The organism is Saccharothrix sp. DSM 118769 (genome assembly GCF_052936295.1).
Genome location: NZ_CP193627.1, coordinates 7,493,201 through 7,509,534, shown reverse-complemented (window position 1 = coordinate 7,509,534; position 16,334 = coordinate 7,493,201). Strand labels below are relative to the sequence as shown.

At 67.6% G+C, this 16,334-nt stretch carries 10 protein-coding genes and 3 rRNA genes; 10 read left to right on the top strand and 3 right to left on the bottom strand.

The window, feature by feature from the left end; genetic code table 11:
* Positions 1-978 (bottom strand): MASE1 domain-containing protein, encoded by a 978-nt coding sequence (locus ACRAKJ_RS31325; RefSeq protein WP_438924931.1) that lies wholly within the window; start codon positions 976-978, stop codon positions 1-3.
* A 509-nt stretch (positions 979-1,487) separates the two neighbouring features.
* Between ACRAKJ_RS31325 and ACRAKJ_RS31320 the strand changes: the two genes are divergently transcribed.
* The 5 genes from ACRAKJ_RS31320 to ACRAKJ_RS31300 all read left to right on the top strand — a co-directional run bounded on the left by ACRAKJ_RS31320 (position 1,488) and on the right by ACRAKJ_RS31300 (position 11,227).
* Positions 1,488-3,004, top strand: a 16S ribosomal RNA gene (locus ACRAKJ_RS31320).
* Positions 3,005-3,350: 346 nt separating this feature from the next.
* Positions 3,351-6,436: ribosomal RNA gene (locus ACRAKJ_RS31315) — 23S ribosomal RNA — on the top strand.
* Positions 6,437-6,535: 99 nt separating this feature from the next.
* Positions 6,536-6,652 (top strand): 5S ribosomal RNA (gene rrf, locus ACRAKJ_RS31310).
* The 16S, 23S and 5S rRNA genes sit together here, the layout of an rRNA operon.
* A 65-nt stretch (positions 6,653-6,717) precedes the next feature.
* Positions 6,718-8,286 (top strand): deoxyguanosinetriphosphate triphosphohydrolase family protein, encoded by a 1,569-nt coding sequence (locus ACRAKJ_RS31305; protein ID WP_438924702.1) that lies wholly within the window; start codon positions 6,718-6,720, stop codon positions 8,284-8,286.
* Positions 8,287-8,431: 145 nt separating this feature from the next.
* Positions 8,432-11,227, top strand: coding sequence for a S8 family serine peptidase (locus ACRAKJ_RS31300; protein ID WP_438924700.1), 2,796 nt, complete (start codon positions 8,432-8,434; stop codon positions 11,225-11,227).
* Positions 11,228-11,285: 58 nt separating this feature from the next.
* Here the strand turns inward: ACRAKJ_RS31300 and ACRAKJ_RS31295 are convergent, their stop codons facing one another.
* The gene (locus ACRAKJ_RS31295) at positions 11,286-12,263 is read right to left on the bottom strand and encodes a helix-turn-helix domain-containing protein (protein ID WP_306746808.1); all 978 of its coding nucleotides are present in this window, start codon (positions 12,261-12,263) and stop codon (positions 11,286-11,288) included.
* 311 nt (positions 12,264-12,574) lie between these two features.
* Here ACRAKJ_RS31295 and ACRAKJ_RS31290 point away from each other — a divergent pair, with 311 nt between their 5' ends.
* From ACRAKJ_RS31290 to ACRAKJ_RS31270, 5 genes are all read left to right on the top strand, one after another.
* Positions 12,575-13,150: a hypothetical protein gene (locus tag ACRAKJ_RS31290; RefSeq protein WP_438924699.1), complete on the top strand. Its 576-nt coding sequence runs from the start codon at positions 12,575-12,577 to the stop codon at positions 13,148-13,150.
* Entirely contained in the window at positions 13,147-13,827 is a 681-nt protein-coding gene (locus ACRAKJ_RS31285) for an acVLRF1 family peptidyl-tRNA hydrolase (protein WP_438924698.1), read from the top strand. Before ACRAKJ_RS31290 ends, ACRAKJ_RS31285 begins: the two co-directional genes overlap by 4 nt.
* 80 nt (positions 13,828-13,907) lie before the next feature.
* A complete protein-coding gene (locus ACRAKJ_RS31280) occupies positions 13,908-14,351 on the top strand; it encodes a hypothetical protein (protein WP_438924697.1) in 444 nt (147 codons plus the stop codon).
* 4 nt (positions 14,352-14,355) lie between these two features.
* Entirely contained in the window at positions 14,356-14,871 is a 516-nt protein-coding gene (locus tag ACRAKJ_RS31275) for a SigE family RNA polymerase sigma factor (RefSeq protein ID WP_438924696.1), read from the top strand.
* Complete coding sequence (locus ACRAKJ_RS31270; RefSeq protein WP_438924695.1) at positions 14,864-15,361, top strand: hypothetical protein; 498 nt, start codon at positions 14,864-14,866, stop codon at positions 15,359-15,361. The genes ACRAKJ_RS31275 and ACRAKJ_RS31270 overlap by 8 nt, the downstream gene beginning before the upstream one ends.
* 87 nt (positions 15,362-15,448) lie before the next feature.
* On the opposite strand, the gene ACRAKJ_RS31265 is transcribed toward ACRAKJ_RS31270, so the two are convergent.
* Positions 15,449-16,219 carry an SDR family oxidoreductase gene (locus tag ACRAKJ_RS31265; protein WP_438924694.1) on the bottom strand — a complete coding sequence of 257 codons (771 nt, stop codon included), beginning with the start codon at positions 16,217-16,219 and terminating at the stop codon, positions 15,449-15,451.
* Positions 16,220-16,334 lie beyond the last annotated feature (115 nt).

Sequence of the window (16,334 nt, the reverse complement as noted above, 5' to 3'; positions counted from 1 at the left end):
TCAAAGCCCCTCCGGCCGCCGCGGTGGCAGCAGGTCGCCCAACGGGGTCGGCCGGTACCTCGACACGACCTCCGACAACTGCTCCACCGTCCGCTCGATCGCCGCCTGTGCCGCGTTCCGCTCCGCGATCACCGTCGACAGCAGCAGCGCCGTCAGCACCGCCGTCCCGTTATAAGCCTGGAGACCCACCATCCGCACGAGGAGATCCACACCCGCGAACGGACCGCTACCCGCCGCCGCGCCCCGCGCCGCCATCGTCGCGGCGATCAACGCGCACGGCGCCGTGCCCAGGTGCTGGAAGCGCAGCGCCGCCCAGATCAGGAACGGGAACACCAGGTACATCAGGCGCACGTCGCGCGACGTCGCGAACAGCATCACCGCCGTCAGGCTGCCCACCAGCGCTGCGGCCTCCACCCACCGCCTCGGCGACGGCCGCCGCCACCGCAGGGTCCGCAGCGCCAGCACCATGGGCACGAACACCAGGACGCCCAGCGCGTCACCCGTCCACCACACCGCCCACGTCGACCAGAAGCGACCGCCGTCCACCACACCGTTGAGCAGCAGGGCCGTCGACCCGACCGTCGAGCTGACCAGCATCCCCGCGAGCGCCCCGAGCAGGACGAGCGCCAACGCGTCCCGCGTCCGGTCCAGTTCGAGGCGGAAACCCGCGCGCCGCAGCAGCAGGCAGGCCACCACCGGACCCAGCGTGTTGCCGGCGCAGATCGCCACCGTCACCGGGAGGTCGCCCAGCGACGCGTTCACCGCGAACGCCCCCAGCGTCACGCCGGGCCACAACCGCAGCCCGCCCACCAGCAGCGCCAGCACCGCCACGCCCGTCGGCGGCCACAACGGCGTCACCTGGTCGTTCACCAGCGCCTGGAGCAGACCGAGGCGCGCGCCCAGGTAGTAGCAGGCCGCGACGAGGAGCACGAGCACGACGTAGGAGCCCCACGGGCGGGCGCGAGGGGAGAGGAGCACCGGCACAGCATCCCCCTATCGGGGGAGCGGCACCACGTCTAGCTGCGAAAACACCCGGACGGCCCCCCCGATTTCACTATCGGCCCGCCCTCGTGTAAGTTTCTCTCTGCCAGCGCGGAACGGGCCGGGACAGACCGGAACGGAGCGCGGCGAAACCCCCGGAGCAAGAACAAGCGGCACAGTGTGCCGCCTCGGGCGCGGGGGAGTAGGATAAAAACTGAATGCGAAGCGGGTTGTGACGCGGAGCGAAGAAGCCGAAACGGCCGATTTGACACCGCGAAAACGAACGAGCTAAGCTTCAGACACAAGCGAAACACCGGAAACACAAAGCCCCGGAATGAACCGCGGTAAGACGCGGGACACGATGGTGAGCGTGTGTTCTTTGAGAACTCAACAGCGTGCCGAATAGCCAGTAAATTTATGATCCTCGTCAAGAGGATTCCTTTGAGATTGTTACTGGACAACTGACATTACTTGTCAGTGTTGTTCGGAGCGATCGAACTCATTCCTTATTGGAGAGTTTGATCCTGGCTCAGGACGAACGCTGGCGGCGTGCTTAACACATGCAAGTCGAGCGGTAAGGCCCTTCGGGGTACACGAGCGGCGAACGGGTGAGTAACACGTGGGTAACCTGCCCTGTACTCCGGGATAAGCCTGGGAAACTAGGTCTAATACCGGATACGACCTGCCACTGCATGGTGGTGGGTGGAAAGTTCCGGCGGTATGGGATGGACCCGCGGCCTATCAGCTTGTTGGTGGGGTAATGGCCTACCAAGGCGACGACGGGTAGCCGGCCTGAGAGGGTGACCGGCCACACTGGGACTGAGACACGGCCCAGACTCCTACGGGAGGCAGCAGTGGGGAATATTGCACAATGGGCGAAAGCCTGATGCAGCGACGCCGCGTGAGGGATGACGGCCTTCGGGTTGTAAACCTCTTTCAGCGGGGACGAAGGGCAACTGACGGTACCCGCAGAAGAAGCACCGGCTAACTACGTGCCAGCAGCCGCGGTAATACGTAGGGTGCGAGCGTTGTCCGGAATTATTGGGCGTAAAGAGCTCGTAGGCGGTTTGTTGCGTCGGCTGTGAAAACTTCACGCTTAACGTGGAGCCTGCAGTCGATACGGGCAGACTTGAGTTCGGCAGGGGAGACTGGAATTCCTGGTGTAGCGGTGAAATGCGCAGATATCAGGAGGAACACCGGTGGCGAAGGCGGGTCTCTGGGCCGATACTGACGCTGAGGAGCGAAAGCGTGGGGAGCGAACAGGATTAGATACCCTGGTAGTCCACGCCGTAAACGGTGGGTGCTAGGTGTGGGGGACTTCCACGTCCTCCGTGCCGCAGCTAACGCATTAAGCACCCCGCCTGGGGAGTACGGCCGCAAGGCTAAAACTCAAAGGAATTGACGGGGGCCCGCACAAGCGGCGGAGCATGTGGATTAATTCGATGCAACGCGAAGAACCTTACCTGGGCTTGACATGCACTGGAAACCAGTAGAGATATTGGCCCCCTTGTGGCCGGTGTACAGGTGGTGCATGGCTGTCGTCAGCTCGTGTCGTGAGATGTTGGGTTAAGTCCCGCAACGAGCGCAACCCTCGTTCCATGTTGCCAGCGCGTTATGGCGGGGACTCATGGGAGACTGCCGGGGTCAACTCGGAGGAAGGTGGGGATGACGTCAAGTCATCATGCCCCTTATGTCCAGGGCTTCACACATGCTACAATGGCCGGTACAGAGGGCTGCGAAGCCGTGAGGTGGAGCGAATCCCACAAAGCCGGTCTCAGTTCGGATCGGGGTCTGCAACTCGACCCCGTGAAGTCGGAGTCGCTAGTAATCGCAGATCAGCAACGCTGCGGTGAATACGTTCCCGGGCCTTGTACACACCGCCCGTCACGTCACGAAAGTCGGTAACACCCGAAGCCCGTGGCCCAACCCGCAAGGGGGGGAGCGGTCGAAGGTGGGACTGGCGATTGGGACGAAGTCGTAACAAGGTAGCCGTACCGGAAGGTGCGGCTGGATCACCTCCTTTCTAAGGAGCATCTGCACCGCGGTCTTCGGACCAAGGTGGAGGCCACGCCGACGGCGAATGATCGTCGGGTGGAGCTCATATATGTGGATGCTGGCTAATGCAAGACTTCGGGTTGCTCGGTGAGTTAGTACTGTCCGCAAGGGCGTGGAAGGGTCACCGAGGGGTTCAGAGTTTCTTGTTCGGTACGCTGTTGGGTCCTGAGAGAACACGCGAGTGTTTTCCTCAGCGAGAAACGACAGGGCTCCGCCCGTCTCCGAACCGCCAGGGTGAACTTGGCAGGCGTTGACAGTGTGGCGGGGTGTCTGGTTGTTCTTTGAGAACTGCACAGTGGATGCGAGCATCTTTGTGGCAAGTTATTAAGGGCATACGGTGGATGCCTTGGCACCAGGAGCCGATGAAGGACGTAGGAGACTGCGAAAAGCCTTGGGGAGCTGTCAACCGAGCTGAGATCCAAGGGTGTCCGAATGGGGAAACCCGGCCCCAGTCATGTGGGGTCACCCATACCTGAACACATAGGGTATGTGGAGGGAACGCGGGGAAGTGAAACATCTCAGTACCCGCAGGAAGAGAAAACAACCGTGATTCCGTGAGTAGTGGCGAGCGAAAGCGGATTAGGCTAAACCGTACTCGTGTGATACCCGGCAGGGGTTGCGTGTGCGGGGTCGTGGGACCTGTTGGTCGATTCTGCCGGATCGACGGAGAGTCATAAAATACTGTGGTTAGCGGAACGTGTCTGGAAAGCGCGGCCGTAGAGGGTGAAAGTCCCGTACGTGAAAACCCGGTATCTCTCTTGACGGTGTTCCCAAGTAGCAGCGTACTCGTGAAATTCGCTGTGAATCTGGCGGGACCACCCGCTAAGCCTGAATACTACCTGGTGACCGATAGCGGACTAGTACCGTGAGGGAAAGGTGAAAAGTACCCCGGGAGGGGAGTGAAATAGTACCTGAAACCGTGTGCCTACAATCCGTCGGAGCCTTTAGGGGTGACGGCGTGCCTTTTGAAGAATGAGCCTGCGAGTTAGTGCTGCGTGGCGAGGTTAACCCGTGTGGGGTAGCCGTAGCGAAAGCGAGTCCGAATAGGGCGTTCATAGTCGCGTGGTCTAGACCCGAAGCGGAGTGATCTAGCCATGGCCAGGGTGAAGCGTGGGTAAGACCGCGTGGAGGCCCGAACCCACCAGGGTTGAAAACCTGGGGGATGAGCTGTGGTTAGGGGTGAAAGGCCAATCAAACTCCGTGATAGCTGGTTCTCCCCGAAATGCATTTAGGTGCAGCGTCGTGTGTTTCGTGCCGGAGGTAGAGCACTGGATGGTCTAGGGGGCCCACAAGCTTACCGAAATCAACCAAACTCCGAATGCCGGTACGTGAGAGCGCGGCAGTGAGACTGCGGGGGATAAGCTTCGTAGTCGAGAGGGAAACAGCCCAGAACGCCGGCTAAGGCCCCTAAGTGTGTGCTAAGTGGGAAAGGATGTGGGGTCGCCCAGACAACCAGGAGGTTGGCTTAGAAGCAGCCACCCTTTAAAGAGTGCGTAATAGCTCACTGGTCAAGTGGTCCTGCGCCGACAATGTAGCGGGGCTCAAGCACACCGCCGAAGCCGTGTCATTCAGAACTAGTGTCTGGATGGGTAGGGGAGCGTCGTTCAGCCATTGAAGCGCCGGAGTGATCCAGGTGTGGAGGCTGGACGAGTGAGAATGCAGGCATGAGTAGCGAAAGCAGAGTGAGAAACTCTGCCGCCGGATGACCAAGGGTTCCTGGGCCAGGCTAATCCGCCCAGGGTAAGTCGGGACCTAAGGCGAGGCCGACAGGCGTAGTCGATGGACAACGGGTTGATATTCCCGTACCCGTGTGAACGCGCCCATGGCGAGGCTTGTGATACTAACCGCCCGAAGCCCGGGTCTGATTCTTCGGATGAGGACCCGACGTGGAGCGCGGGACCTGAACTTGTAGTAGTCAAGCGATGGGGTGACGCAGGAGGGTAGCTCCGCCAGTGAGTGGTAGTACTGGTGTAAGCGTGTAGGCCGTAGCATAGGCAAATCCGTGCTGCATATAGGCTGAGACGTGATGCATAGCCGATTGAGGCGAAGTAGAGTGATCCCATGCTGCCGAGAAAAGCCTCTAGTGAGTGTTCATGCGGCCCGTACCCCAAACCGACACAGGTGGTCAGGTAGAGAATACCGAGGCGATCGGGCGAACTGTGGTTAAGGAACTCGGCAAAATGCCCCCGTAACTTCGGGAGAAGGGGGGCCGAGGGATTTGAAGCCCCTTGCGGGCTAGGATTTTTCGGCCGCAGAGACCAGCGAGAAGCGACTGTTTACTAAAAACACAGGTCCGTGCGAAGTCGCAAGACGATGTATACGGACTGACGCCTGCCCGGTGCTGGAACGTTAAGGGGACCGGTTAGCTCTTCGGGGCGAAGCTGAGAACTTAAGCGCCAGTAAACGGCGGTGGTAACTATAACCATCCTAAGGTAGCGAAATTCCTTGTCGGGTAAGTTCCGACCTGCACGAATGGCGTAACGACTTCTCGACTGTCTCAACCACAGGCCCGGCGAAATTGCACTACGAGTAAAGATGCTCGTTACGCGCGGCAGGACGGAAAGACCCCGGGACCTTTACTATAGCTTGGTATTGGTGTTCGGTTCGGCTTGTGTAGGATAGGTGGGAGACTGTGAAGCGCTGACGCCAGTCAGTGTGGAGTCATCGTTGAAATACCACTCTGGTCGTACTGGATGTCTAACCTCGGTCCGTGATCCGGATCAGGGACAGTGCCTGGTGGGTAGTTTAACTGGGGCGGTTGCCTCCCAAAGAGTAACGGAGGCGCTCAAAGGTTCCCTCAGCCTGGTTGGCAATCAGGTGTCGAGTGCAAGTGCACAAGGGGGCTTGACTGTGAGACCGACAGGTCGAGCAGGGACGAAAGTCGGAACTAGTGATCCGGCCATGGCTTGTGGAAGCGTGGTCGCTCAACGGATAAAAGGTACCCCGGGGATAACAGGCTGATCTTGCCCAAGAGTCCATATCGACGGCATGGTTTGGCACCTCGATGTCGGCTCGTCGCATCCTGGGGCTGGAGTAGGTCCCAAGGGTTGGGCTGTTCGCCCATTAAAGCGGTACGCGAGCTGGGTTTAGAACGTCGTGAGACAGTTCGGTCCCTATCCGCCGCGCGCGTAGGATACTTGCGGAAGGCTGTCCCTAGTACGAGAGGACCGGGACGGACGGACCTCTGGTGTGCCAGTTGTCCTGCCAAGGGCATTGCTGGTTGGCTACGTTCGGAAGGGATAACCGCTGAAAGCATCTAAGCGGGAAGCTCGTTCCTAGATGAGGTATCCCACCCTTCGTGGGTTAAGGCCCCCAAGAGACCATTGGGTTGATAGGCCGGAGATGGAAGGTCGGTAACGGCTGGAGTTGACCGGTACTAATAGGCCGAGGACTTGCTCACAAAAATGCTACGCATCCACTGTGCGGTTCTGAAAGAACCGAACCGGACCATCATGCCCGATCTGGGTGTGGTGCCTACGGGTTGGTAATTTCATAGTGTTTCGGTGGTCATTGCGGTTGGGGAACACCCGGTCCCATTCCGAACCCGGTAGTTAAGCCTTCCAGCGCCGATGGTACTGCACTCGTGAGGGTGTGGGAGAGTAGGACGCCGCCGAACATTCTTTCCCTCAGGGGCACTCGTCATCGAGTGCCCCTGAGGGCTTTCTGGGTTATTTTCTCCCCATGCACGAGGAGAACGTCGACCCGCGGACCGCGCGCCGGTCCGGTGGGGACACCGCCGTCCAGGCCGACCTGGCCGCCAGTCCGTTCCGCGTCGACCGGGACCGGGTCGCGAGTTCGCCGTTCTTCGCCCGCCTGGGCGGTGTGACGCAGGTCGTCAGCTCGACCGGTTCCGGTCTTCTGGTGCACAACCGGCTCACGCACAGCTTGAAGGTCGCGCAGGCGGCGCGCGCCATCGCCGAGCGGCTCAACGCCCGCCCGGACGTGACGAACCTCCTCGACAAGCTCGGCGGGTGCGACCCGGACGTGGTGGAGGCGGCGTCGTTGGCGCACGACCTCGGCCACCCGCCCTTCGGGCACCTGGGCGAGCAGGTGCTGGACCGCCTCGCCCGGCACCGGTTCGGCCTGTCGGACGGGTTCGAGGGCAACGCCCAGTCGTTCCGCATCGTCACGACCACGGACGTGCGCGGCCCGGCGGCGGTGGGGTTGGACCTCACCGTGGCGGTGCGGGCGGCGATGCTCAAGTACCCGTGGACGCGCCTGTCGCACCCCCACCCGCACCCCAAGGACCTGTCGGAGCCGCCGAGGGGCGCGGCCGAGCCGTCCGACGCGCCGGGTACGGGATCGGCGAAGTTCTCCGCGTACGTGACGGAGATGGAGGACGTGCGGCAGTCCCGCGCGTTCTACTCGGGTCGGCTGGAGTCGTGGCAGCAGACGGTCGAGGCGTCCGTGATGGACACCGCCGACGACATCGCCTACGCGATCCACGACCTGGAGGACTTCTACCGCGTCGGCGTGCTCCAGCACGCGACGGTCGCGGCGGAGCTGGGCACGTGGCTCGACGAGGCGGTGGACCTGGCCGGGTTGAGCGCCGCGGAGCTGGCCGCGCAGGAGCGCCGTCCCGGCCGGTCGCTGGAGGCGCTGCGCCGCCGCCTGCACGCCAAGGACTCGTGGGCGGTGGACGACGAGGTGTTCGCGCGGGCGGTGTCGAAGGTGCGGGCGGAACTGGTGGACGGTCTGCTGGCGGTGCCGTTCGACGGGTCGGTGGAGGCCGAGCAGGCGGTGGCCGGGTTCTCGGCGCGCTGGACGCGGCGGCTGGTGGACTCGGTCGGGGTGGTGGAGGAGCCGACGACGCGGTCCGGGCACGTGGTGCTGGCCGTGCCGCAGTGGCACGAGGTGCAGGTGCTGAAGTTCGTGCACCGCAGGTTCGTGCTGCTCCGCCCGGACCTGGCGCTGCACCAGCGCGGTCAGGCGAGGTTGCTGACGGCGCTGGTCGAGGCCCTGGAGCAGTGGGTGACCGACCGGCACGAGGCGAACCGGTTGCCGCGCCGGCTGCACGACCTGGTGGAGCTGGCCGGCGACGAGTACGCGGCGCTGGCCAGGACGGACCCGTCGGCGTTGGTGGGCGCGACCGGTGACGCACCGTCCGGTCCGGACGCGGTGCGCGCGCTGGCGCGGGGGCGCGCGGTGGTCGACTTCATCGCCTCGTTGACCGACAACCAGGCCGCGGCGCTCCTCGACGCACTGTCCGGACGAACCGGTCAACTGTGGACAGATGCTTTTGTACTGTGAAATGTGATGGGTCCTAACACCTGGGAAGTAGGCCGAACGGTGGCAGACGGTACTTGGGCGTGCGCAATACGTTGACCCCTCGATCGGAGTCATCCGATCGGTGGCCGCGTGCGTCGGGGGCACGCTCAACGTGGGGAAGACGCCTGTGCGCTCACCGATACGCCGGTCTCGAAGAAACGCCCTGATCGCAGCCGGTGCCGCCGTCCTGCTGACACTGGGGGTCGTTTCACCCGCCTCGGCCGACCCGCCGAAGGCGTCGAAGGGGGTCGACGAGCGGACCGCCGCTCAGATCGCGACCCTCCAGGAGATCAAGAAGTCCCTGTCCGCCTCGGAGTCCAAGGTGGACAGCGCGCTCGTCGTCGAGCAGCGCCGCCGTGCCGGTGCGGGCACGCTCAGCAGGCTCCCGGCCCTCCAGACCGGGGTGAAGGTCCAGGACGGCAACCAGGTCCTGGTGGACATCAGGGCCGAGAAGGTCACCGACGACCTCGTCCACGCCGTCCGCTCCGCGGGTGGCGGCGTCCGCTCGGTCTCCACCGAGGGCAGGACGATCCGGGCCCAGTTGCCCCTCAACTCCCTCGCCAAGCTCTCCGCCCGCGGCGACGTGCGCCGGGTGGAAGCCGCGGTCGAGGCCAAGACGTTCCACGTGAAGGACCCGAAGTCGGTCGAGAAGGCCCCCTCCAAGGAGGACAAGGCCCAGGACATCGAGACCAAGACCCGGGAGGCGCTGGCGTCGCCGCGCATCGCGGCCGTCACCAACCAGGGTGACCGCGCGCACGCGGCGGACACGGCGCGTGACGAGTTCCGCGTCACGGGCACCGGCGTGAAGCTGTGCGCCCTGTCCGACGGCGTCGACACGCTGGCCCTGTCGCAGGCGGCGGGCGAGCTGCCGGCCGTCGAGGTGCTGCCGGGCCAGGAGGGCTCCGGCGACGAGGGCACGGCGATGCTGGAGATCCTCCACGACATCGCGCCGAACGCGAGCCTGGGCTTCGCCACCGCGTTCAACGGTGACGCGAGCTTCGCCGACAACATCCGCGCCCTGCGCTTCACGCTGGGCTGCGACGTCATCGTCGACGACGTGCTGTACTTCAACGAGTCGCCGTTCCAGGACGGCGTCATCGCCCGCGCGGTGGACGCGGTCGCCGCGGACGGCGCGCTGTTCTTCTCCTCCGCCGGCAATGAGGGCAACGTCGCGGACGGCACCTCGGGCCACTGGGAGGGCCAGTTCGTCGACTCGGGCGTCGGGGTGGGCAAGTTCGCCGGCACCGCGCACGACTTCAACCCGGCCCCGTCGGCCAAGCAGGTGTTCAACCCGCTGTCGGAGAGCTCCGGCAACGTGCCGGTGACGCTGTTCTGGGCGGACCCGCTGGCGTCGTCGTTCAACGACTACGACCTGTACCTGGCGAACGCGCAGGGCAACGTGGTGGCGTTCAGCCAGGGCGTGCAGGACGGCACGCAGGACCCGTACGAGCGGCTGAACACGCCCGCGTCGGCGGCCGGCCTGCGGTTGGCCGTGGTCAAGTTCCGCGGTGAGGACAAGTACCTGTCGCTGACCGCGCTCGGCGGTCGCTTCAAGGACTCCTCGGACGGGCTGAAGAAGTTCGCGACGCCCGGTGTGACCCGCGGCCACTCGGCGGCCAAGGGCGCGGTCAGCGTGGCGGCGGCCCCGGCGGCCGACCCGCTGCCGTTCGACCTGGAGCCGGGTGACCCGGCCAACCCGCGCGGCCCGTACCCGGGTGCGTTCGACGGCACGCAGAAGCCGGAGCGGTTCACCTCGGACGGTCCCCGTCGCGTGTTCTTCGCGCCCGACGGCAGCCCGGCCGAGGAGGTCCGGCAGAAGCCCGACCTGACCGCGGCGGACGGCGTCTCGACCACCGCGCCGGGCTTCGACCCGTTCTTCGGCACGTCGGCGGCGGCCCCGAACGCGGCGGGCATCGCGGGCCTGATCCTGTCCGGCAACCCCGGGCTGGCGCCGGCCGAGGTGCGCCAGGCGCTCACCGCGACCGCGATCGACCTGGTGGAAGCCGGTGTGGACAACCGCACCGGTGCCGGTGTCGTCCGCGCCGACCTGGCGCTGGCCTACACGGGTGCCTCGCCGCAGCCGCTGGCGAGGGCCCAGAAGCCGTCGGTGGTGAACGACGCGGACGGGAGCCAGTACCTGAAGCCGGGCACGACCGCCACGGTGACGGTGCCGGTGACCAACGTCGGTGACGGCACGGCCGCGTCGACCAGCCTCGTGCTGACCACGCCCTCGGCGGGCGTGGTGATCGCGCCGCGGTCGAAGTACTACGGCAACGTCGAGGTCGGCCAGACGGTGACCAACGCGTTCAAGGTGACCGTGCCGGCGTCGCAGCCGGTGGGTTCGGCGATCAAGCTGGACGCCAGGGTGACGTACGCGGGCTCGACCTCGCCGACCTCGTCGAGCTTCACGCTCAACGTGGGCGAGCCGTCGCGCGAGACGAAGACGTTCGCCTACGCCGGCCCGGTGGTGGCCATCCCGGACAACGACGCCACCGGTGTGTCGGTGCAGATCCCGGTCAGCGGTGTCGGGCGGGGCGCGAAGATCGCGTTCTCGGTCGACGGCGCGACGTGCACCCCGAACACCGACGGTTCGACGACGGTGGGCATCGACCACACGTTCGTGGGTGACCTGGTCGGCACGCTGACCTCGCCCGCGGGCAAGACCGCGACGGTGTTCCAGCGCAACGGCGGCACGGGGTCGAACCTGTGCCAGGTCGTGTTCGACGACTCCGCTGAGCGGGCCTTCTCGTCGGTGACCAGCGCGAACGCGCCGTTCACCGGGACGTGGCGGCCCGGCACGTCGCTGAACGCCCTGCTCGCCGACCCGGTCGACGGCACGTGGGTGTTCAAGGCCGTGGACACGGCGGCGGCCGACCGCGGCTCGATCCGCTCGGTCTCGCTGAAGCTGAACGGCTACGTGTGATGACGAGATGACGAAAGGGCCCCCGGGAGCACGCTCCCGGGGGCCCTTTTTACATCCGTTACTTCGGCCACTCCCAGCGGATGCCGAACACGCCGGGCCCGAAGCCGAGCGCCACGGCGTGCACTCCGCCCGCGTTGTCGAGGGCGAGGTTGCGGCGCCGGGACGGGGTGTCGTCACCGGCGGGCACGCTGAACTGCTGGCAGCGGGCGGGCAGGTTGGACGGGTCGAAGCGGACCTCGATGACGTACTCGCGCACCGGCAGCCGGAACTTGCGCGCGAACGTGTTGTTGCCCGCCGGGTAGTGGCCCTCGGCGAACAGCAGCTCGTACTCCATGATGATGGTCTCGCCCCTGGTCAGGGGCCGGTCGAACATCATCTCGGCGACCATGATGTTGGCGTCGGCGTCCTCGGCGACCCGGCCCAGGTGGCAGTTGCGCAGGTTGACGACCTCCGGCAGCACGTTGGCCTGCTCGGTCTCGAACACCAGGGCCCAGCGGTCCGGGCCGTCCTGCTCGGCGCGCAGGATCTGGCGCACCCACACCGACCGCTGGCCGCCGTCCGCGGCGATCTCGATGCGGTCGTGCTGGCTGATCCGGCCCAGCTTGACGTCGGAGGTCGTGTCGACCTGGGCGAGCAGGTTGGCGACCCGCTCGCGGCGCGCCCACAGGGCGTCGATCGGCATCATCGTCGTCGGTCGGGACCGTCGGCCGCGCGGGCGAGGTGGCCCGAGCAGCGCGGACAGGCCCGCCTGCGGCACGCCGAGGACCGTCTCCAGGTGCCGCAGCGCCTCCAGGGACTCCGGTCGCTCGGGTCGACGGCGGCCGGACTGCCAGTAGCTCAGCGTCGCGACGCTGATGGTGACCCCTCGCAGGGCGAGCCGGTGCTGGATGCGGTCGAGGCTCAGCCTGCTCGCCTTGATAGCGGCCCTCAACGCCTCGGGGAAGGGCCCCGTGGTGAGAAGCTGCGCAAGACTGCCGTGGCCCGTCGAGTCCAGTTCGTCGACGGACAGGTTCGGTCGACCGGCAGCGTTGGTCATTGTGACTCCCCGCTGTCATGAGATCACGCCCCAGTGACCCTACCCGCCAAAGCAGGTCGTTGATGCCTTCCGGGTGGAGTCATTGATTGGGCCGTACGGGTTACGAGTTCACTGGGGTGGGCATCGTTCTGTCAAGTGGTGAATCCCCGTGCTCCATCCTTTGTAAACCCGTCGGTAACGTTGTGCAACGCCGGTGCCGGGATGTGGCGCGGATCGCCCCGGGCCTGGTAGACGCGGGTGATCGCCCGCGCGCGCCCCGGCGGGCTCGGGTCGTTGGCGGCGGGCGATCCGGTGGGCCTACTGTGTGCCCGGTGACCGCCGCCCAGGACCTCGTACCCCTTCCGGAGGACCCCCTGGCGGAGGTGGTCGCCGCGGTGCTCGGCGCCGGGCAGCACGCGGTGCTCGACCTGCTCGACGTCGTGCGGCACCTCGGCGGGGAGCCGGTGGACGTGGTCCGCGCGGGTGACGACCTCCTGCCCCGGTTGGCCCACGAGAACGCGTTGGCCCAGGCGCTGCTGCTGGCCAGGCAGGCGCTGCGGCCCGGCGGGTTGTTCGTCGCCGCGGTCCCCGAGCTCGACCGGCTCAGCCGGATGCGGCCCACCGCGCCCCCGCCCAGGGTCAGCGGGCGCGGCCCGGACCGCCAGGTCACCGTGCAGCTGTGGGACTGGGCGCCGGACGGCGAGTCCTACTCCCTGGAGGTCGTGCGGCTCGTGCGCGGACCGGACACGTGGGAGGTGGCGAACAGCGTGGCCACCCGGCACCGGGTGCTCTCGCCCGAGCAGATCTCGGCGTCGCTGCTGGACGCGGGCTTCGGGGCCGTGCAGCGGCTCTCGCCCGCCGAGTGCGGGCACCCGCTACCCGTGTGGGTGGCGGTCGCGCCCGGGTGAGCCGGGTCCGCCCGGTCGCGGGCGGGGGGCGTGCGGTCGAGGTCGAGCCCGAGCGGCTGGACGGCTGGTTCACGCGCTTCGCCGCGCGCCACGGGGGTGTGGCGGCGACCTCGGTGACGGCGTCGGAGGTCGTCGTGACCGCGGTGGACGGCACGTCGGCCGCGGTGGCCGCCGTCTTCGGCGGGTTCGGTCCGCCGGGTGTGTTCGACGGCCTGGTGCTGGACGCGCTGCTGGCGTCCGCGCAGGCGTCGCGGCTGGTGGGGCTGCTGCTGGTGCGGCTCGGCGGGCACAGCGTCGGCGTGGCCCGGGACGGCGAGGTGCTGGTGTCGGCCACGGACAGCCGGCAGGTGCACGGCCGCAACAAGGCGGGCGGGTGGTCGCAGCAGCGGTTCGCGCGCCGCCGCGAGGGGCAGGCGCGGGTGGCGCTGCACGCCGCCGCCGACGACGCGGCCCGCGTGCTGGTGCCGCGCGTGGACGAGTTGGACGCCGTCGTGCTCGGCGGTGACCGGCAGGCGCTGGAGGCGCTGCGCGCCGACCGGCGGCTGGTCGGGGTGTTCGCCAAGGCGTCGCCGCGGGTGCTGGACGTGTCCGAACCCCGGCGGGCCGTGCTGGACGAGGCCGCGGTGCGCGCCCGTTCGGTCGAGGTCGTGGTCCGGGAACTTTCCCCGAACTCGTGACAACCCCCGCGCACCCCGACCGCATTCATAAGGGTGAGGGGGGCCGACCGGCGGTGCCCCGCACACCCCGAGGAGCAGTTGTGCTGCGCAAACGACTCGTGCTGGCGGCAGGGGCCGTCGTGGTCGGCGGTCTGGCGATCGCGGTGCCCGCGCTGGCCTCCGGCGGCGGTGACGAGGCGCCCGCCGTCCCGACGACCACCAGGCCGTCGCCCACGTCGCTGCCGCCCACGTCGCTGCTGCCCACGACACCGCCACCCGCGACGACGCCCGCGCCGACGTCGATCGAGGTGACCCCCGGGCCGACCACCGTCGCACCCACCAGGCCCTCGCCGACGTCGATCGAGGTGACCCCGAGGCCGACCACCGCGCCGCCGACGACGCCCGCGCCCACGTCCGTCGAGGTGACCCCGAGGCCGACGGCGACCACGAGGCCCGAACCGACGGTCAGCATCACCCCGGGTCCCCGGCCGACGCCGACCACGCACCCGGTCAGGCCCACCTCCGTGGTGCCCTCCGGGGGCTGATCGCGTGAGCTGGGACGCGGAGTTCACCCACCACTTCGACCGGTGCGCCGACTCGATGCGCTTCACCGCGTTCTTGTTGTGCGGCAACCACCACGAGGCCGAAGACCTGGTGCAGTCCGCGTTCCTCAAGCTCTACCTGGCGGGGCCGGGGATGGCGCACCGCGAAGGGCTCGACGCCTACCTCCGGCAGATCGTGGTGCGCACCTTCCTCGCCGAACGCCGCCGCGTGCGGTGGAAACGGGAGAAGCTCACCGACGCGCTGCCGGAGGTGCCGGCGGCGGGAGCGCTGAGCGAGGACAGGCTCGTGGTGTGGCAGGCGCTCGCCGCCGTGCCCGCCAAGCAGCGCGCGGCGCTCGTGCTGCGGTACTGGCACGACCTGGGCGTGGAGGAGACGGCCGCGGCCCTCGGGTGCTCGGTCGGCACGGTGAAGAGCAACACCAACCGCGGGCTCAAGGCGCTGCGGCAGAGGCTGGGCCGGGAGTTCGGCGAGTTGTGGGAGGAGGTGTCGCGCGGTGCTTGAGGACGAGTTGAAGAAGGTGTTCGAGGAGCTGAACGTCCACCCCCTGCCGCGCACGTTCGGTGCCGTGGACGTCGTCCACCACGGGACGCGCGTGAGGCGCCGCCGTCGCGGCTACGCCGTGGCGGCGACCGGCACCGGCACCGCCGCGCTCGTCGTGGTGGCGGTCACGTTCGCGCTCAACCAGAGCCCCAGGCCGGCCGACACCCCCCCAGGGGGTCCACCCCACCCCACCACCCACTCGACCACGACGGCCCCGAGCCCGACGACGTCCGCCGCCACCCCCACCGGTGCCCCGTCCCCGACGGACGCCCTGCCGCCGACCACCGCCCGGGTGGCGCCGACCCCACCCGGCGCCACCACCGGCCGCCCCGCCCCGAACGCCTCGACGGTCCCCGTCTTCCCCACCGCGTACCCGCCCGCCACCACCCGCACCACCGGACCGCCGAGCATCACCAGCACCGCCGCCCTCCCCACCACCGTCGGCAACTGACCGCCCGGGCCGCACGCGAACGGCGGGACCCGCGACCGGAGTCGCAAGCCCCGCCGCGAGATCGCCCCGGGTCGCCCGCCCGGAGGGCTAGAGGCTGCCGGTGGCGAGCAGTCCGCCGTCGACGCGGACCGTCTCCCCGGTGATCCACTCCGCCGCGTCCGAGGCCAGGAACGCGACCAGCCGGGCCACGTCCTCCGGCGTCCCGAGCCGCTTCATCGGGTAACCGGCCGCCGCCTCCTCCTCGCGCCCGGTGTAGAGCGCTTCGGCGAACCGCGTCTTGACCACCGCCGGCGCCACCGCGTTCACCCGCACCTTCGGCCCCAGCTGCCACGCCAGTTCCTCCGTCAACCTGATCAGCGCGGCCTTGCTCGCCCCGTACGCCGCGATCGCGCCCGTCGACCTCAGGCCGCCCACCGACGCGATGTTCACGACCGCCCCGCCGTTCTCCTGCATCCACGCCTTCCAGGCGAGCTGCACGAACCCGAGCGCCGCGACCACGTTGACGTCGAAGATCTTGCGCACCGCGTCGAGGTCGGCGTCCATCAGCGCCCCGAACACGGGGTTGATGCCGGTGTTGTTGACGAGCACGTCCAACCGGCCGAAGCGCGCCACGACCGCGTCCACGGCCTCCGCCCGGTTCTCGGCGCTGCCCGCGTTGCCCGGCACCGCCAGCACGCGGTCCGGCGACACCCCCGTCGCCGACACCAGCGCCTCCGCCGCCGAGGCCAGCGCCTCCGCCTTGCGCCCGGTGATCGCGACCGACGCGCCGCGCGCCAGCAGCTCCGCCGCGATCCCGTGCCCGATGCCCCGGCTGGCGCCCGTGACCAGGGCCGCCCTGCCCGTGAAGTCCGAAGTCATGCGGGCAATCTATGCCGGTGGACACACGTGGTTAACCAGGTGGCGCACACCCCGTAGACTGGTGGTGTGGTCGTCTTGATCGAGTAGGTCCGCGCGAGCTGCGCCGTCGACCCCG

Coding starts and splice junctions, on each gene's coding strand:
- ACRAKJ_RS31305 (WP_438924702.1), top strand. CDS start 6,718: ATGCACGAGGAGAACGTCGACCCGCGGACCGCGCGCCGGTCCGGTGGG.
- ACRAKJ_RS31295 (WP_306746808.1), bottom strand. CDS start 12,263: ATGACCAACGCTGCCGGTCGACCGAACCTGTCCGTCGACGAACTGGAC.
- ACRAKJ_RS31265 (WP_438924694.1), bottom strand. CDS start 16,219: ATGACTTCGGACTTCACGGGCAGGGCGGCCCTGGTCACGGGCGCCAGC.